General features: G+C 65.5%; 21 protein-coding genes and 1 tRNA gene. 11 read left to right on the forward strand and 11 right to left on the reverse strand.

What is annotated here, in order from left to right; genetic code table 11:
• Positions 1–115: 115 nt before the first annotated feature.
• The 4 genes from QPK29_RS23930 (at position 116) to QPK29_RS23945 (ending at position 4,842) form a co-directional block, all read left to right on the forward strand.
• Positions 116–1,651, forward strand: a complete 1,536-nt coding sequence (locus QPK29_RS23930; RefSeq protein ID WP_371768597.1) for a gluzincin family metallopeptidase — start codon at positions 116–118, stop codon at positions 1,649–1,651.
• Positions 1,652–1,835: 184 nt separating this feature from the next.
• A complete protein-coding gene (gene fdxA, locus QPK29_RS23935; RefSeq protein WP_056123170.1) occupies positions 1,836–2,159 on the forward strand; it encodes a ferredoxin FdxA in 324 nt (107 codons plus the stop codon).
• Between the two features lie 121 nt (positions 2,160–2,280).
• Positions 2,281–3,372 carry an NAD(P)/FAD-dependent oxidoreductase gene (locus tag QPK29_RS23940; protein WP_056123168.1) on the forward strand — a complete coding sequence of 364 codons (1,092 nt, stop codon included), beginning with the start codon at positions 2,281–2,283 and terminating at the stop codon, positions 3,370–3,372.
• 234 nt (positions 3,373–3,606) lie between these two features.
• On the forward strand, positions 3,607–4,842 hold the full coding sequence (locus tag QPK29_RS23945; protein WP_056123165.1) for a polyhydroxyalkanoate depolymerase: 1,236 nt from the start codon (positions 3,607–3,609) through the stop codon (positions 4,840–4,842).
• Between the two features lie 49 nt (positions 4,843–4,891).
• On the opposite strand, the gene QPK29_RS23950 is transcribed toward QPK29_RS23945, so the two are convergent.
• Positions 4,892–5,305 carry a VOC family protein gene (locus QPK29_RS23950; RefSeq protein WP_371768598.1) on the reverse strand — a complete coding sequence of 138 codons (414 nt, stop codon included), beginning with the start codon at positions 5,303–5,305 and terminating at the stop codon, positions 4,892–4,894.
• A 166-nt stretch (positions 5,306–5,471) separates the two neighbouring features.
• Positions 5,472–5,960 carry an RcnB family protein gene (locus tag QPK29_RS23955; protein WP_371768599.1) on the reverse strand — a complete coding sequence of 163 codons (489 nt, stop codon included), beginning with the start codon at positions 5,958–5,960 and terminating at the stop codon, positions 5,472–5,474.
• Between the two features lie 169 nt (positions 5,961–6,129).
• Between QPK29_RS23955 and rsxB the strand changes: the two genes are divergently transcribed.
• Complete coding sequence (gene rsxB, locus QPK29_RS23960; protein ID WP_371768600.1) at positions 6,130–6,816, forward strand: electron transport complex subunit RsxB; 687 nt, start codon at positions 6,130–6,132, stop codon at positions 6,814–6,816.
• Between the two features lie 7 nt (positions 6,817–6,823).
• The gene (gene nth, locus QPK29_RS23965) at positions 6,824–7,471 is read left to right on the forward strand and encodes an endonuclease III (protein WP_056123153.1); all 648 of its coding nucleotides are present in this window, start codon (positions 6,824–6,826) and stop codon (positions 7,469–7,471) included.
• A 12-nt stretch (positions 7,472–7,483) separates the two neighbouring features.
• On the opposite strand, the gene QPK29_RS23970 is transcribed toward nth, so the two are convergent.
• Positions 7,484–7,840 carry a cupin domain-containing protein gene (locus QPK29_RS23970; protein WP_371768601.1) on the reverse strand — a complete coding sequence of 119 codons (357 nt, stop codon included), beginning with the start codon at positions 7,838–7,840 and terminating at the stop codon, positions 7,484–7,486.
• 64 nt (positions 7,841–7,904) lie between these two features.
• Between QPK29_RS23970 and QPK29_RS23975 the strand changes: the two genes are divergently transcribed.
• Positions 7,905–8,717 (forward strand): AraC family transcriptional regulator, encoded by an 813-nt coding sequence (locus QPK29_RS23975; RefSeq protein ID WP_371768602.1) that lies wholly within the window; start codon positions 7,905–7,907, stop codon positions 8,715–8,717.
• On the opposite strand, the gene QPK29_RS23980 is transcribed toward QPK29_RS23975, so the two are convergent.
• Genes QPK29_RS23980 through QPK29_RS23990 form a run of 3 tightly spaced genes read right to left on the reverse strand, consistent with a single transcriptional unit; the run spans position 8,707 to position 11,250 of the window.
• Positions 8,707–10,137 (reverse strand): hypothetical protein, encoded by a 1,431-nt coding sequence (locus QPK29_RS23980; protein ID WP_371768603.1) that lies wholly within the window; start codon positions 10,135–10,137, stop codon positions 8,707–8,709. The genes QPK29_RS23975 and QPK29_RS23980 overlap by 11 nt on opposite strands.
• Positions 10,138–10,139: 2 nt before the next feature.
• Positions 10,140–10,559: an ExbD/TolR family protein gene (locus QPK29_RS23985; protein WP_056123142.1), complete on the reverse strand. Its 420-nt coding sequence runs from the start codon at positions 10,557–10,559 to the stop codon at positions 10,140–10,142.
• The gene (locus tag QPK29_RS23990) at positions 10,549–11,250 is read right to left on the reverse strand and encodes a MotA/TolQ/ExbB proton channel family protein (protein ID WP_371768604.1); all 702 of its coding nucleotides are present in this window, start codon (positions 11,248–11,250) and stop codon (positions 10,549–10,551) included. The genes QPK29_RS23985 and QPK29_RS23990 overlap by 11 nt, the downstream gene beginning before the upstream one ends.
• Before the next feature lie 189 nt (positions 11,251–11,439).
• On the opposite strand from QPK29_RS23990, the gene QPK29_RS23995 reads away from it, so the two are divergent.
• Both QPK29_RS23995 and QPK29_RS24000 read left to right on the forward strand, forming a co-directional pair.
• Entirely contained in the window at positions 11,440–11,832 is a 393-nt protein-coding gene (locus tag QPK29_RS23995) for a VOC family protein (protein WP_371768843.1), read from the forward strand.
• Positions 11,833–11,844: 12 nt separating this feature from the next.
• Positions 11,845–12,306, forward strand: a complete 462-nt coding sequence (locus QPK29_RS24000; RefSeq protein WP_371768605.1) for a LysE family translocator — start codon at positions 11,845–11,847, stop codon at positions 12,304–12,306.
• On the opposite strand, the gene proB is transcribed toward QPK29_RS24000, so the two are convergent.
• The 5 genes from proB to rplU all read right to left on the reverse strand — a co-directional run bounded on the left by proB (position 12,279) and on the right by rplU (position 15,788).
• The gene (gene proB / locus QPK29_RS24005; protein ID WP_160409585.1) at positions 12,279–13,397 is read right to left on the reverse strand and encodes a glutamate 5-kinase; all 1,119 of its coding nucleotides are present in this window, start codon (positions 13,395–13,397) and stop codon (positions 12,279–12,281) included. The genes QPK29_RS24000 and proB overlap by 28 nt on opposite strands.
• On the reverse strand, positions 13,394–13,834 hold the full coding sequence (locus QPK29_RS24010) for a hypothetical protein (RefSeq protein WP_160409586.1): 441 nt from the start codon (positions 13,832–13,834) through the stop codon (positions 13,394–13,396). The genes proB and QPK29_RS24010 overlap by 4 nt, the downstream gene beginning before the upstream one ends.
• Before the next feature lie 4 nt (positions 13,835–13,838).
• Entirely contained in the window at positions 13,839–14,951 is a 1,113-nt protein-coding gene (cgtA, locus tag QPK29_RS24015; protein ID WP_056123132.1) for an Obg family GTPase CgtA, read from the reverse strand.
• A gap of 210 nt (positions 14,952–15,161) precedes the next feature.
• A complete protein-coding gene (gene rpmA / locus QPK29_RS24020; protein ID WP_056123130.1) occupies positions 15,162–15,434 on the reverse strand; it encodes a 50S ribosomal protein L27 in 273 nt (90 codons plus the stop codon).
• A gap of 42 nt (positions 15,435–15,476) precedes the next feature.
• A complete protein-coding gene (gene rplU, locus QPK29_RS24025; protein ID WP_036230184.1) occupies positions 15,477–15,788 on the reverse strand; it encodes a 50S ribosomal protein L21 in 312 nt (103 codons plus the stop codon).
• A gap of 230 nt (positions 15,789–16,018) precedes the next feature.
• Between rplU and ispB the strand changes: the two genes are divergently transcribed.
• Entirely contained in the window at positions 16,019–17,008 is a 990-nt protein-coding gene (gene ispB / locus QPK29_RS24030) for an octaprenyl diphosphate synthase (protein WP_056123128.1), read from the forward strand.
• Between the two features lie 52 nt (positions 17,009–17,060).
• Positions 17,061–17,133: transfer RNA gene (locus QPK29_RS24035), tRNA-Pro, on the forward strand.

A 17,133-nucleotide genomic window follows, 5' to 3' on the forward strand; every position in this document is an offset into this window, starting at 1 on the left:
TGCCAGTTGATGGGCGCAAAGGCCAGCGCTTGCCTAGAGAATAATCAATTGATGAGTCTCAAAACCCAACTTGGGCAAGGGGCGACCATTCCTCGTGTCATCAAGGAGGACTACCATGGATTCGACGCCCACCCAGCCCCCCGTCGGTTTCGTGCCGACGCCCACCGCCTCGTACCGCCAGCACCGCAAGGCCGCGCAACTGCTCGACCAGCCGGGCCGGCCACGGCCGCAATCCGGTCCCGGCAGCGCGTCGGCACTTGAAGGCGGCCAGCCGGGTGACGTCCCCCTGCCCTACGCCTCCGGCGCGCGCGTGCTGATGTGGAAGCAGGATCCATCGGTGGACGAGATCGGTACGCGCAAGGTCTTCCTGCCGGGCGTCGTGCTGGCCGGGCCGCGCGACGCGCGCATCGTGCTGGCTTCCAGCGATGCCGGCATTCCGCCGGTCGAGCCGAACGCCTTCGGCGACTTCGTGTCGATGCCCGACACGCCGCAGTTCGACGCCGTCCACACGTTCGCCGTCGTGCGCCAGACCCTGACGATGTACCAGCGCGCGCTGTCGACGGCCGGCAGCGCGATGCCCCTGCCCTGGCAATGGAACAGCAGCGTCGACACGTCGCCGCTGCAGGTCTGGCCGTACGGCTTGCCGAACGTGATGAATGCCTATTACAGCCGCGCGCAGGCCTGCCTGAAGTTCGGCGACTTCGTGCCCAGCGGAGAGACGGCGCGGGTGTACACGTGCCGCTCGTTCGACATCGTCTCGCACGAGACCGGCCACGCCGTGCTGGACGGCCTCAAGCCGCAATGGCTGCTGGCCAACAATCCGCCGCAGACGGGCGGCCTGCACGAATCGTTCGGCGACCTGACGGCGATCTTCCTCGCGCTGTCCCAGCTCGACCAGTGCGAGGCCGTCATCGCCCAGACCAAGGCGCACCTGCACGACAAGACCTTCCTGGCCGACATCGCCGAGCAGTTCGGCCTCGCCCTGGGCAGCACGACCGGGCTGCGCAATGCCGACAACGACCTCACCCTGTCCCAGGCGGGGACCGAGGTGCATGCGATCTCGCAAGTGTTCACGGGCGCCGTCTACGACATCCTGGCCGACGTGTTCGCCCTCGAGCGCGATCCCGCGCTGGAAGATTGCGCCAGCGTCCTGCACCGCGTGGCCGGCTGGCTGCGCGGGCTCGTGCTGCGCGCGCTGATGGCCGCCCCGGACACGGCCGCCACGTTCGCCGACGTGGCCAACGAGATGCTGCGCCTCGCGTTCGAGGACGGCAAACCGCAGGCCATCGTCAACGCCATCCGCGACCGGTTCGCCCAGCGCGAGGTGTTCGACGTGCCGGCCGGGATCACGGGCGACCACCCGGCCGGCCTGCGCCTGGCGCCGCTCGTGACCGACGCCCCGGGCGCGCGCCAGGACCGGCGCGCCTGCTGCGGCACGATGAACCTGGCCGAATACTACGATGTCGAACGCGTGCTCCAGGCGGAGGCGGACGCCCTCGCGCGCTGGTGCGCGGCGCACGGCCGGTCCGGTCCGGCGGGCGAGCCGCCGGCGGCCGTGGCGCTGACCACGGTCACGGTGACGGACGCTTCCGGCGCGGCCGTCGCGACGACGGCGGTCGTGGACCTGGGGGCTACGGACAGGCTTCGATGAAGGCGGGAAGTAACCCGGGAAGCGGCCTGGCAAGCGGACTACGAATACATTTGCTTATGTGTATTGTGTATAAGCCTGATTTGTCGTAGAAGCAGAATTGCCCTAAAATACAGTGCTTTGCCGCGTCCGGCGACCGCTCTCCGAACAATACACGCCGCCGCTTCCACTCATTGATAGGACTGTTATGACCCACGTTGTCACCGAATCGTGCATCCGTTGTCGCTATACCGATTGCGTGGATGTATGCCCGGTAGATTGTTTCCGGGAAGGCCCGAATTTCCTCGCCATTGACCCGGACGAGTGCATCGACTGCGCCGTGTGCGTGGCTGAGTGCCCGGTCAACGCGATCTACGCGGAAGAAGACGTGCCGTCGGACCAGCAGCAATTCATCAAGATCAACGCCGACCTGTCGCGTAACTGGCCGTCGATCACGAAAACGAAGCCGGCCCTGCCCGACGCGGAAGAGTGGAAAGACGTCAAGAACAAGCTGGACCAACTGGCCCGCTAATACGTTCGTGTACGCCGGCCCGCTGCGGCCGGCGTCCTTTGCCGGTCCCTGCAGGTGTGCGCCATTGATGGCACACTATCGCCCTCGCTTATCTACAGCTCATAATTTTCAGGAAAACAGCATGACTACGACCCCCGAAGTGGGCACCATCGCTCCCAACAGCTCCTTTGCCGGCGCCATCGAAGCCGATGCCGTGATCATCGGCGCGGGCCCGGTCGGCCTGTTCCAGGTGTTCGAGCTGGGCCTGCTGGAGATCAAGGCCCACGTGATCGATTCGCTGCCGGCCGTCGGCGGCCAGTGCGTGGAGCTGTATCCGGACAAGCCGATCTACGACATCCCGGCCGTGCCCGTCTGCACCGGCCAGGAACTGACCGACAACCTGCTCAAGCAGATCGAGCCGTTCGAGCCGACCTTCCACCTGGGCCAGGAAGTCACCACCGTCCAGCGCCGTGAAGACCACCGCTTCAACGTCGAGACGTCGACCGGTACCCGCTTCATCACCAAGACCATCTTCATCGCGGCCGGCGTCGGTTCGTTCCAGGCGCGCACGATCAAGGTCGACGGCATCGAGAAGTTCGAGAACAGCCAGCTGTTCTACCGCGTGAAGGATCCGAGCCTGTTCGAAGGCAAGAACCTCGTCATCTGCGGCGGCGGCGACTCCGCGCTGGACTGGGCCCTGAACTTCGTCGGCAAGGCCGAATCCGTCGTGCTGGTGCACCGTCGCGAAGACTTCCGCGCCGCCCCGGCTTCCGTCGCCAAGATGAAGCAGCTGTGCGAAGACTACGAAATGCAACTGATCACCGGCCAGGTCACCGGCTTCGACGAGAAGGATGGCCAGCTGTCCGAAGTCAAGGTGACCGGCGCCGACGGCGTGACCCGCCGCGTGCCGCTGGACATGCTGATGGTGTTCTTCGGCCTGTCGCCGAAGCTGGGCCCGATCGCCGAATGGGGCCTGGATATCGAACGCCGCCAGCTGAAGGTCATGGACACCGAGAAGTTCGAGACCAACGTGCCGGGCATCTTCGCCGTGGGCGACATCAACACCTACCCGGGCAAGAAGAAGCTGATCCTGTCGGGCTTCCACGAAGCCGCGCTGGCCGCCTTCGGCGCCGCGCCGTACATCTTCCCGGACAAGAAGATCCACATGCAGTACACGACGACGTCGCCGAAGCTGCACAAGATCCTCGGCGTCGAAACGCCTGTGTTCGACTAACGTTCCGTAACTCAGCTACGACGAAAATGCCCCGCCAGTGCGGGGCATTTTTCTTATGTAGTGCACTTAACGAACCGGGTGCTGACAAGTGTGATACATATTGTGCAATGCAGTAACAAACAGATTGTGACTCAGGCTCGATGTTGCCCCACGCCAAGCCGAATGAGCCTATAATTCACCGAACACGTAGCGCAAACGATTGCAATTGCGCACAGAGTCATGAAGGAAAAAATTATGCTTTATCAACTGCACGAAATGCAACGCTCCTTCCTGAACCCGCTGATGCAGTGGGCCGATGCCTCTGCCAAACTGTTTTCGAATCCAGTCTCACCGTTCGCGCACACCCCGTTTTCGCAGCGTATCGCTGCCGGCTACGAGCTGATGTACCGCCTCGGCAAGGACTATGAGAAACCTGCTTTCGGCCTGACCTCGACCATCATCAACGGGAAGACGGTCGGCATCGTGGAACGCCCCGTAGTCAGCAAGCCGTTCTGCAAGCTGCTGCATTTCAAGAAAGACATGAGCGACACGGACTTTGCCGCGCTCAAGCAGCCGACGGTGCTCGTCGTGGCCCCGCTGTCGGGCCACCATGCGACCCTGCTGCGCGACACCGTCCGCGCCCTGCTGCCGGACCAGGACGTCTTCATCACCGACTGGGTCGACGCGCGCATGGTGCCGCTGTCGGACGGTCCGTTCCACCTGGACGACTATATCTATTACGTGCAGGACTTCATCCGCCACCTGGGCCCGGACGTGCACGTGATCTCCGTATGCCAGCCGACCGTGCCGGTGCTCGCCGCGATCTCGCTGATGGCGACGAACAAGGATGCCAAGCTGCCGAAGTCGATGGTCATGATGGGCGGTCCGATCGACCCGCGCAAGTCGCCGACGGCCGTCAACGACCTGGCCGTCGAAAAGCCGTACTCGTGGTTCGAGAACACGGTGATCTATGCCGTGCCGGGCAATTACCCGGGCTTCGGCCGCAAAGTCTATCCGGGCTTCCTGCAGCACGCCGGCTTCATCGCGATGAATCCGGGCCGCCACGCCCAGAGCCACCGCGAGTTCTACCAGCACCTGGTGCGCGGCGACGACGATTCGGCGGAAGCGCACCGCAAGTTCTACGACGAGTACAACGCCGTCCTCGACATGCCGGCCGAGTATTACCTGGAAACGATTAAAACGGTATTCCAGGAAACCCGCCTGCCGAAAGGCACGTGGGAAGTGGGCGGCCAGCTCGTGCGTCCGCAAGACATCGAGAGCGTGGCGCTGTTCACCATCGAAGGCGAACTGGACGACATCTCCGGCGCCGGCCAGACCCATGCCGCGCACGACCTGTGCAGCGGCATCCCGGCCGAGAAACAGCAGCAGTTCACGGCGCCGAAGTGCGGCCACTACGGCATCTTCTCGGGCCGCCGCTGGCGCGAGATCATTTGTCCGATGATTGGCGAGTTCATCCGCAAGAACGCCTGAGCGTTGCAGGTGGATCCTTGAAATGCCGCGGCCTGGACCGCGGCATTTTTTATTGCGGACTGCCCGTTTCGATCATCCAGTGCAGGCCGTAGCGGTCGATGACGGCGCAGAACGCATCCGCCCACGCCGTCGCGCGCAACGGCACGCGGACGTCGCCGCCCTCGCCCAGCGCTTGCAGGATGCGGACCGCCTCGTCCGCGCTGTCCACGTGCAGGTTCATCGAGAAGCCCGCGAACACCGGTGCCTGGCCGGGGTGATGGCCTTCGGAAAAATAGACGGTCGACTCGCCGATGCGCAGGCCGGCCCGGATGATCTTGCCGGGACTGCCGGGATCGAGGAACCGTGGTTGTGAATCGGGAATCGCCGTCAACTGGAACAGCACGTCGGCGTGCAGGACGTCACGATAAAAAGAAAGGGCTTCGGCGCACAGGCCGGGAAAATAGATCGTTGGAATCGCTTGCATAAAGGTCGCTGGTTCGGTGAAGTGTATGGTCCAGGAATGCGTGGTACACGATGTCCTCCTTTCTTTTGTTGTTGGCACGTCAAGAATAACAGAAGGCCGTCCCCGCGCGAACGGGAACGGCCTGGCGTTTCACCTGCCGGGGCCGCCTTGAAGGCAGCCCGCGGCGTCAGTGATTGATGATCAGGTCTGCGATGACGCCGGTGGCAATGGCCGCCAGCACATAATCGCCACCCGTCTGCACCCAGTGATAGCCTCGAGGCGGAGGCCGCAAATGGTGGTCGCGCCAATTGTCCACGACGTATTGGTGATTCCGGTAGCGGGACGGCAGACGGCCGCCGCGGCGGATATCATGGTTGGGTCCGGCACCATCCCAGCGGCGATCGCCACCGTACCCAGCGTCGCCGTGGCGGCCGCCGCCGCGGGCCTGGTAACCGTCGCGGCGGTTGTCACGGTGCTGGTCGTCACCGCGGCGGTCGTCACCGCGGCGGTCATCGCGGCTGTCGACCCGCCGATCACCGCGATCGTTGTCGCGCTGGCCATACCGGCCGTCGTCGCGCCGGTCGCCGTGGTAACGATCCTGGGCAAAACTCGATGCGCCGGCGGCGCTCAGCAGCGCGGCCAGCAGCGTGGACATGGCGAGGTGCTTCGTGTTCATGAGACCCTCCTGATTGTCATTGCCTGGACTCCAGTAGACCACCGGACTGGACCGTCACTCCGTACGCTGCATCACGAAAGCATGCGATCTGCATTACCCAAGGGCATTTCGCCTGAACGGGGCTTTTAGCGGATAATGACGGTCTATCCAGTTTCGAAGTAGCACCGCCGTGACCAAGACGCTCGCCGACCAGATCGAAGACCTGCTGCCGCAGACCCAGTGCACCAAGTGCGGCTATCCCGCCTGTCGCCCCTACGCGGAAGCGATCGCGCGCGGCGAAGCCGAGATCAACCAGTGCCCGCCCGGCGGCATGGAAGGCGTCGCGCGGCTGGCAAGCGTCACCGGCCGGCCCGTCATCCCGATCAACCCGGCCAACGGCGTCGAGCGGCCACGCCCCGTCGCGTTCATCGACGAGAGCCTGTGCATCGGCTGCACCTTGTGCATCCAGGCCTGCCCCGTCGACGCGATCCTCGGCACCGCCAAGCAGATGCACACCATCATCCCGAGCCTGTGCACGGGCTGCGATTTGTGCGTGGCGCCCTGCCCCGTAGACTGCATCGCGATGATCCCGCGCACGGACGACCCTGCGAGCGAGCCGACCGGCTGGGCCGCGTGGTCGCAGGAAGAGGCCGACGCCGCGCGCGCGCGCCACGACTTCCGCACCGAGCGCCTGCGGCGCGAAAAGGAAGAAAACGATGCGCGCCTGGCCGCCAAGGCGCTGGAAAAGATGCGCGCCGTGACGGCGGAAACGACGAATACGGCCGAGGAGCTGGCGGAAAAGGAACGCAAGCGCGCGATCATCGCCGCCGCCATCGAGCGCGCGAAACAGAAAGCCGCCTCCGACAAGAAAGACTGACGCATCGATGAATCCCGCCAAACGCCTCGAGATCTTCACGCGCTTTCGCAACGCCAATCCGCATCCCACCACCGAACTCGAATACACGACGCCGTTCGAACTGCTGATCGCCGTGCTGCTGTCCGCGCAGTCGACGGACGTCGGCGTCAACAAGGCCACCCGCAGGCTGTATCCGGTCGCGAACACGCCGCAGGCGATCCTCGACCTGGGCCTGGACGAGCTCAAGACCTATATCTCGACGATCGGCCTGTACAACAACAAGGCGAAGAACGTCATCGCCACGTGCGAGATCCTCGTGAACCAGTACGGCGGCGAAGTGCCGCGCTCGCGCGAGGCGCTGGAAGCCCTGCCCGGCGTGGGCCGCAAGACGGCAAACGTCGTGCTGAACACGGCGTTCGGCGAACCGACGATGGCCGTCGACACGCACATCTTCCGCGTCGCGAACCGCACCAGGATCGCGCCGGGCAAGAACGTCGACGAAGTCGAGATGAAGCTGCTGAAATTCGTGCCGAAGGACTTCCTGCACGACGCCCACCACTGGCTGATCCTGCACGGCCGCTACACGTGCGTGGCGCGCACGCCCAAGTGCTGGAACTGCATCATCAACGACCTGTGCGAGTACAAGGACAAGACGCCGGCGCCGAAGGACGCGTGAACGCTGCCCGCATCAGATGACCCGGCGCGGCGCCGCCGTCGACGGGTCGCCGCTGTTCGGCGTGCCCGTCGGCTCGATCAGCAGGATGTGCGCTTCTCCCTGCGCGCGGGGCCGGTGGCGCATGCCCTTGGGGACGACGAACATCTGGCCGGGATCGAGCGTCACCGTCGAACCGTCCTCGAGATCGATCTCGACGCGCCCGTCGAGCACCAGGAAAAAGTCGTCGGTGTCGTCGTGGACGTGCCAGTGGTAGTCGCCGCGCAGCTTCGCGACCATCACGTCGTGGCCGTTGAACAAGGCCACCGTGCGGGGTTGAAAGGCTTCCGTAAAGGTGGCCAGCTTGGCGGCCAGATCGATTGCAGCGTGCATGATGCCTCCGATGAAAACCTCATTGTGAGGGGCCGCCGGACCGCGGGTCTTGTACAATCGTTGCATGAACCAGGCCATTTTCGGGGCGCTGACCAACGGCGTGACGCTGATGCGGGCGGACTTTTCCGACCACGCGTTCGAGCGCCACAGCCACGATTGCTTCGCGCTCGGCGCGACGACGTACGGCATCCAGCGCTTCCGCTGCAAGGGCAGGCAGTACGACAGCCGGCCCGGCGACCTGGTCCTCTTCAACCCCGACGACGACCATGACGGCTGCCGCGGGACGGCGGATGGATTCCGCTACACGATGTGGTACGTCCCCGCCGCATTCGTCGCCAGTTGCGTGGACGGCAAGCGGTATTTTGCGAAGCCCCATGCGGCCGACCGGCAGCTGGCCGAGGCGTTCGGGGCGTTGTCCGCCAGCCTGGCGCAGACGCCGGCCGAATCGCTGCGCGCGGAAACGCTGATGCGTGCGTTCCTGGGCACGATGCTGGCGCGGCACGGCGAACGGCCGCAGGCCGGCGCGGGGCCGGCCGCCATCGGTGCCGCCACGCTGGCCCGGGTCAAGGACCATATCCGCACGTACTACGCGCACGACATCACCGTCTCGGACCTGGCCCTGGCCGCCGGCCTGTCGCGCGCGCACCTGACCCGCGCCTTCACCGCCGCCTACCACATGCCGCCGCACGTGTACCTCAACGCCGTGCGGGTCGCGCAGGCGCAGGCCCTGATCCGCCGCGGCACGCCGCTCGCCGCCGTCGCGCTGGAATGCGGCTTCGCGGACCAGAGCCACCTGACGCGGCGCTTCAAGGGCAGCGTGGGCGTGACGCCGTCGGCCTGGCAAAGGATGCAGCGCGGCGCCGCATTCACTTCGTGAGGACCAGCGAAAAGAAGATCCGCGTCGGCCCGTTCGACAGCTTGAAGAACAGCTTGTTGCGGCCCTTCCGGAAGTGCACGACGCGCTTGCCTTCGTTCAGGTTGTAGTCGCGCACGAAGGTATTCCGCGTCTCGTAGACCTGGCCGAAGAACGAGTCCTTGTTGGCGTTCCCGCCTTCCCAGACCAGCCGGTCGTTGAGCCACAGCTGCGCATCGTCGTCGGCGCCGACCCAGATCGTCAGGTCCTGTGCGGCGTCGAGCATCAACTCCGTATAGCCGTAGTACACGGCGTCTTCCGCGTGCACGGGCGGCTCCAGGGGATAGCGCGCCATATCGACGTAGTCCCATTTGACGAGGCGCCCGCCCTTGCCCCGATAGGCGGCATCCAGCACGACGCCCTGCTCGGGCGGATGATGGTAATTGGCGAACAGCCCTGCGCCGTGCCGTCCGTCGAATGGACCGATCAGGTACCAGCGGTTGACCCAGACGCGGTTCGCGTACGTGCCGCCCGCGCCGATCATCCTGCCCGCGCCCTTGACCATGGTAGCCGCATCGACGGTGGGCATGTGCGCGACGCCGCCGCCGAACATGGTGCCCGCGCCCCCGAGGTAAGCCTTCGTCATGCGATCCGGCAGGTCGGGATTCGTGAACGCGGCGATCCGGTCCAGCATCTGGCGGCCCACGCCGCCGGCGCTTCCGTTCCCGAGGCCTCGTCCGCTCTGGCCGTTTCCCTGGCCGTCACCCTTGCCTTCGCCGTCGCCCTTGCCATCGGCCTTGCCGTTGCCTTTGCCGGCGCCGCGCTGCGCCGCACCTGCGTCGGCCGCGACCTGCACGCCGTTCTGCTGCTGCTCCAGCTGCTGGCGGCGCTGTTCCAATGCGTCGCGCGCCTTCGCTTCGAGCTGCTCGATCTGGGCCGCCGCTTCGGCCGGCGTCTGCGGTTCGGCGGCGGGCGGCTCCTCCGCCCTGGCCTTCTCCGCGACCTGTTCCAACGCCTTTTCCTTCGGGATGTCGAGCAGCTGCGCCAGCCGCTCCGCCTTGGTGTCGCGCTCGATCTCGTCGATCTTGCGCGCCAGATCCTTCGCCTGCTTCAGCAATTCGTCCGGCGCCTTCGGCTGCGCGCTGAACTGCACCTCGTCTTCCTTGTTCCCGGCAGGTTGCTTGCCCGCGCTTTGTGCGAGCAGGGACTGGATCCGCTCCATGTCGTGCACGCGCTTTTCGAGGCGCGCCTGCGCCGTCAGCCGGGCGCCCGATTCGACCTGCCGCTGCTGGCGCGCGCGCTGGGCGATCTCGATGCGCTGGCTGCCCAGGTGGTACAGCGCGACGAGCGGCACCGCATGCAGCACGAGCGACAGGAAGATGAAGGGATGCCGCCGTATGGGCCCGAACGCCGGAGCGGGCCGCGCAGTATCGTCGGCGAACATGGTCAGCGCGTGTGCATCGACACGTGGGTGAGCCCCTCGAACTGGCACAGTTCGAGCACGTGCACGATGTCCTGGTAGCGCGTGGACTGGTCGCCGTCGATGCGGACCGGCCGCGCCGGATCGCGCGCCGCCTCGCGCTTGAGCAGGTCGTGCAGGGCTTGCGTCGACACCTCCTTGCGGTCGATATACAGGCCGCCTCCGGCATCGACGCCGATGACCAGCGGCGCCGGCGCCGCCGTGGCGCGATCGAGGCTGACCTGCGACGTCGGCAGCACGATGGGCATGTCCTTTTCCGGCTTTTCGCCGTCGGGGTGCCGGAACGACGTCGCGACCATGAAGTACATCAGCAGGAAGAAGATGCAGTCGATCAGCGCGATCAGGCCGATCTCGGGCTGTTCGTCGTCGCCGAGATCAATGCGCATGGACGACCTCCAGCGTGCGCGCCGGCATGCCGTCCAGCACGCGGTTCAGCTGGCGTTCCAGCGCGACGCCGATGCCGACCATGCGGTTGCGGAAGACGTGGTGCATGGCCAGCGACGGCAGCGCCACCGACAGGCCGGCCGCCGTGTTGACGAGCGCCTTGGAGATGCCGCCCGCCAGCAGGGTCGGATCGCCCATGCCGTTGAACGCGATGACGTGGAAGGATTCGATCATGCCGATGACGGTGCCCAGCAGGCCGACGATCGGTGCGACCGTCGCGACGACGTTCAGCGCGTACGCCTTCTGCTGCTGCAGGCGCAGTTCGACGCCCGCCATCTCCGCCACGCGCGCCGCCAGTTTTTCGGCCGGCAGGTGGCGCTGTTCGACCATCCAGCCGAGGATGCGCGCGAGGCTGCTGTCGCCGTCCGCCACCCGTTCGCGCAACTGGTCGAAGCGTCCCGCGCGCCACAGCATCTCCGCCTCCGCGGCCAGGTCCGGCGGCGCCACTTTCACTAGGCGGAAGTTGGCGAGCCGCTCGAACGTCACGGCCAGCGCCAGCACGGACAACGCGCCGATCGCGACGATGCCCATGCCGCCATGCAGCAGCTCGGAAGCGATGTTCAGGCCCTGCGCATGGGCCGGGAAGGCAGTCAACAGCAGGCCATACAGGCCGAGGCGGCGCAATCGGGACATCGTCTTCCTTTCAATGGAAACAACGGATCATGCGCCAATTTAACACACATGATTCCGTGTTTGATCATTAAATTACACTTTCATCGCAATGAAAATTGCCATCTCATGGCAATCAAGTATGCGATAAGCATGACGGCGCTTGATGACAAGAAGTTCAGTATGATGGATGGTTTTCCCGACGAGGCGACGATGTTTTCCCATGTCTTCATTGGTGTCCGCGATTTCGACCGGGCGCTCGCGTTTTACCAACCGCTGCTGGCAGCGCTGGGACTGGAGGCGCGCTTCTGCGACCGGTCGCGCCCGTGGGCCGGCTGGCAGCAACCTGGCCGGGCGCGCCCGCTGTTCCTCATCGGCGCGCCTTACGACGGCCAGCCGCACGCCCCCGGCAATGGCCAGATGACGGCCCTGCTCGCGCCCGACCGCGCGGCCGTCGATGCGGCGTACGAGATCGCGCTGGCGCACTGCGGCCGCGGCGACGGCGCGCCGGGCCTGCGCCCCCACTATCACGAGCATTATTACGGCGCCTACGTGCGCGACCCCGACGGCAACAAGCTGTGCGTGGTGTGCCACGACCCGGCCTGAACAGGCACTGACATGATGCTCCTCGCTTATACCGCCTTCGCGATCGGCGTCGCGAGTCCCGGACCGAGCGTCCTCGCCGTCATGGGTACCGCGATGGCGCAGGGCCGCGCGCGGGCGCTCGCGCTGGCGTCCGGCGTCGTCTGCGGGTCGCTGTGCTGGGGCTTGTGCGCGGCGTTCGGTCTCGCCGCGCTGATGGAACGCTGGTCCGGCGCACTGGCCGTCGTGAAGGCGATCGGCGGCGTGTACCTGCTGTGGATGGCCTGGCAGGCCGCGCGCAAAGTGCGCGGCGATCAGCGCATCGATCTTCTGCTGCTATGCACTGGCGTTTTCCACCGACGCCGCGCGCCGCGCCTACCGGGCGGGCGAGCGCTGGGTGAATGCCGTGCTGGCCGGCGTGTTCGCGTATGCGGGCGTGCGCATGCTGCTGGCCAGCCAGGCGCGGTGAATCAGATCAGGACCAGGTTGTCGCGGTGAACCAGTTCGGGCGCCTCGACGTAGCCGAGGATGCCCTCGATCTCGCTGGACGCGTGACGCATGATGCGCTTGATTTCGCCGCTCGTGTAGTTGGTGAGGCCGCGCGCGATCTCGGTGCCCGCGTCGTCCACGCAGCCCACGAGGGCGCCGCGGCCGAATTCGCCGCGCACGGCCGTCACGCCGATCGGCAGCAGCGATTTCCCCTCTTTCACCAGCTTCTGCACCGCGCCGGCGTCCAGCACGAGCTGGCCGGCCGTGTGCAGGTGGTCGATCATCCACTGGCGGCGCGCGGTCAGGCGCGCGGTCGGCGCGGTCAGCTGCGTGCCGATCGCTTCGCCGTGCGCGAGGCGCGTCAGGACGTTGTCTTCGCGGCCCCACGCGATCACCGTATGCGCACCGGAGCGCGCGGCGCGCTTGGCGGCCAGCACCTTCGTCAGCATGCCGCCGCGGCCGATGCTGCTGCCGGCGCCGCCGGCCATGGCCTCCAGCGTGACATCGCCGGCCTGCGCTTCCTCGATCAGGCGTGCGGACGGATCCTTGCGCGGATCGGCCGAGTACAGGCCCTTCTGGTCGGTCAGGATCACGAGGGCATCCGCCTCGATCAGGTTGGCGACGAGCGCGCCCAGCGTGTCGTTGTCGCCGAACTTGATCTCGTCCGTGACGACGGTGTCGTTCTCGTTGATGATCGGGACGACGCCCAGGCCCAACAGGGTGGTCAACGTGGAGCGTGCGTTCAGGTAGCGTTCGCGGTCCGCGAGGTCGGCGTGCGTGAGCAGCACCTGCGCCGTCTTCACGCCGTGGCTGCGGAAGCTCGTCTCGTAGATTTGCGCGAGGCCCATCTGGCCGCACGCGGCGCAGGCCTGCAGTTCGTGGATGTCGGTCGGGCGCGACGTGAAGCCCAGGCGCAGCATGCCTTCGGCGATGGCGCCCGAGGACACGAGCACGACTTCCTTGCCGAGCGAACGGAGCGACGAGATCTGCGCGGCCCAGCGGGCGATGGCTTCGTGATCGAGGCCGCGGCCTTCGTTGGTGACGAGCGAGGAACCGACTTTGACGATGATGCGGCTGGAAGACTGGAGGACGGATTTCATGGCGACGGTCGGATTGACAGGAAGCGTCCTTGCGGGCGCAGGCCGATCAGCGCCAGGCCGACCGCCAGCTCGATCCCGCTGACGACGAACAATAAGCCCTGGGGCAGGCCGATCGCGAAGGCCGCGACGAGACGGCCGAGCGGCTGCGCCAGGATGAACAATGCTGCGAGGTCGCCGAGGATGGGCTGGTCGCCCTGCCTGGCCGCCAGCAGAGCCAGCCCCGCGGTGGCGAGGCGCACTCCGACGTAGAGGGCGAAGAACTGGCTGTAGCCGTTCACGCCCACGGGGAACAGTCCCATCGCATCCGCCACGCGGTCCGGATCCAGCAGGGCCGCGAGCGCGGCCAGCGAATGGGCGGACGCCGCGACCGACAGCAGCTGGCCGCGCAGGCGCGCGCGCCAGGTGCTGCTTGCGGTCGGGGCGAAGGTGACTGCCAACGACTTAATCTTCGAGGATCTTGAAGCGGGGATCGTCCGGATCGATCGACGAGATGCCGCGCGCTTCCTCGGTCATCTGCGTCTCTTCCGAGCGCTGCGCGCTGTGGCGCGTCTCTTCGAGATACTTGTAGATCGCGTGCACGAGGTCTTCGCAGCCTTCGCGGTTCAGCGCCGAGATCTCGAACACGGGGCCCTTGAACCCCATGCGCTTGACGAAGTCCTTGACGACCTTCTTGCGCTCTTCTTCCGGCACGACATCCAGCTTGTTCAGCACGAGCCAGCGCGGCTTGTTGACCAGTTCCTCGTCGTACTTCTCGAGTTCCTTCACGAGCGCCTTGGCTTCCTTGACCGGATCGGTCTTGCCGTCCATCGGGGCGACGTCGACGATGTGCAGCAGCAGGCCCGTGCGGCTCAGGTGACGCAGGAACTGGTGACCGAGGCCGGCGCCTTCCGCCGCGCCTTCGATCAGGCCCGGGATGTCGGCGATGACGAAGCTCTTCGCATGCGACACGCGCACGACGCCGAGGTTCGGATGCAGCGTGGTGAACGGGTAGTCCGCGATCTTCGGGCGCGCGTTCGACACGGCCGTGATGAACGTCGATTTGCCCGCGTTCGGCATGCCGAGCAGGCCCACGTCGGCCAGCACCTTCAATTCGAGGCGCAGCTCGCGGCGCTCGCCGTCCTTGCCGTCCGTCTTCTGGCGTGGCGCGCGGTTGGTCGACGTCTTGAAGTGGATGTTGCCCCAGCCGCCCTCGCCGCCCTTGGCCAGCAGCTCGGTCTGTTCGTGCTCCGTCAGGTCGGCGATGATCTCGCCGGTGACGTCGTCGATGATCAGCGTGCCGACCGGCATGCGCAGGTAGACGTCCTCGGCGCCCTTGCCGTAGCAATCGGAACCGCGGCCCGGCTCGCCGTTGCGCGCCGTGTGGACCTTGGAAAAGCGGAAGTCGACCAGCGTGTTGACGTTGCGGTCGGCGACCGCCCAGATCGAGCCGCCGCGGCCGCCGTCGCCGCCGTCCGGACCGCCGAACGGGCGGAACTTCTCGCGGCGGAACGAGGCGCAGCCGTTGCCGCCGTCGCCGGCGATGACTTCGATGCGTGCTTCGTCGATAAACTTCATGATGAGACCACCAAAACGAAAGGCTGTGTCACTGTTAAAAGCGGACCAGGCGTCCATGATAGACGAACGGCCGCGGAACGTTCCGCACTTAACGGTGACAACGCCGAAAATTAAAAAGGCCCTACCGGAGGGCAGAGCCTATCGATTGCAAGGCTTGACGCCTTACCGGGCGGGGCACGCTTTGACTCAGCCTGCCCCGCTGCGCCGCAATTAAGCAGCGACTGCCTCAGCAGCAACGACGGTCACGAACTGCTTCGAACCGACGCCTTGCTTGACGAACTTGACCGTGCCATCGACCAGGGCGAACAGGGTGTGATCCTTGCCCAGGCCAACGTTGGTGCCCGGACGAACCTGGGTACCGCGCTGACGCACGATGATGCCGCCGGCGTTGATCGCCTGGCCGCCGTAGACTTTCACGCCGAGGCGTTTGCTTTCTGAGTCACGGCCGTTTCGCGTAGTGCCGCCGCCTTTTTTGTGTGCCATTTCAAATGCTCCTTGATTAGCTGAAGAAGGTACGCGCGGCGATTAGCCGTTGATCGCAACCACTTGGATTTCGGTGTAGTTCTGGCGGTGGCCCTGACGCTTCTGGTAGTGCTTACGACGACGCATCTTGAAGATACGCACTTTGTCGTGACGACCATGCGAAACAACAGTCACGCGAACCGAAGCACCTTCCACCAGCGGAGCACCAAACTTGATGCTCTCGCCCTCGCCGACGGCGAGAACCTGATCGATAGTGAGTTCGGAACCAATGTCTGCCGGTATCTGTTCTACTTTGAGTTTTTCGCCAGCGACAACTTTGTATTGCTTGCCACCGGTTTTTATGACCGCGTACATGATTTGAAACCTCATTGATTGTTAAGAAATATTCCCCTCGTCTTGGCGAGGTAAACAGCCGGGGATTCGGGGAACAGAGGATTATACATGGAATGGTGCGCAGCGTCAAAATGGTTGTGGTGCCGCGGCAGCCCCTCGGGCGCCACTGGGAAAGAGGGCGTCTTTTCCTTGCATGTCGTATAATCGCGACTCAACAAAACCTATCCGCATCCAACGTCAGCAGGTCCGCCTTGTCCGCCGCCACCCAAACCGCACAACAGAACCCCATCACCCGCACGATCGCAGCAGACATGGAGGCCGTCAACACGGTGATCCGCGCGCGGTTGCAGTCCGAAGTCGCGCTGGTGAACCAGATCGCCGAGTACATCATCAGTGCCGGCGGCAAGCGGATCCGCCCCGTGCTGGTGCTGCTGCTGGCGAACGCCTACGGCTACAAGGGCGCCGGCCACCATGAGCTGGCGGCCGTCGTGGAATTCATCCACACCGCCACCCTGCTGCACGACGACGTCGTCGACGAATCCTCGATGCGCCGCGGCCGCCAGACCGCGAACGCCATGTTCGGCAACGCCGCGTCGGTGCTGGTCGGCGACTACCTGTACTCGCGCGCGTTCGAGATGATGACGAGCCTGGACAACATGCGCGTCATGCAGATCCTGTCGCGCGCCACGACCGTCATCGCGGAAGGCGAAGTGCTGCAGCTGTTGAACATGCACGATCCGGACGTCACGCAGGAAAGCTATCTGCGCGTGATCCGCTCGAAAACGGCGAAACTGTTCGAGGCGGCCGCGCAACTGGGCGCCCTCGTCGCCGGCGCGAACGACGCCCAGATCGAAGCGGCCGGCGAATACGGCCGCTCGCTGGGCACCGCGTTCCAGCTGATCGACGACGTGCTCGACTACGCGGGCGACGCCGCCGAAATCGGCAAGAACGTGGGCGACGACCTGCGCGAAGGCAAGCCGACCTTGCCGCTCATCTACGTGATGGAAAACGGCACGGCCGAGCAGCGCGAGCTGATCCGCACCTGCATCGAGCAGGGCGACGAAACCCATTTCGACGCCGTGCTGGCGGCCGTCACGAGCAGCGGCGCGCTGGACTTCACGCGCCGCGAAGCGGAGACCGCGGCACGCCGCGCCGCCGCCGCGATCGCCGACCTGCCGCCGAGCGAATACAAGGACAGCCTCCTGCAGTTATGCAGCTTCGCTGTTGACAGAAACCACTGAGGCAACTATAGTAATGCCTTCCCGAGATTTCGGTGACGAAGTCTCAAACAGTCGGGGTGTAGCTTAGCCCGGTAGAGCGCTACGTTCGGGACGTAGAGGCCGGAGGTTCGAATCCTCTCACCCCG

Origin of the sequence: Massilia orientalis (assembly GCF_030411975.2) — a bacterium.
Lineage (GTDB): Bacteria > Pseudomonadota > Gammaproteobacteria > Burkholderiales > Burkholderiaceae_D > Telluria > Telluria orientalis.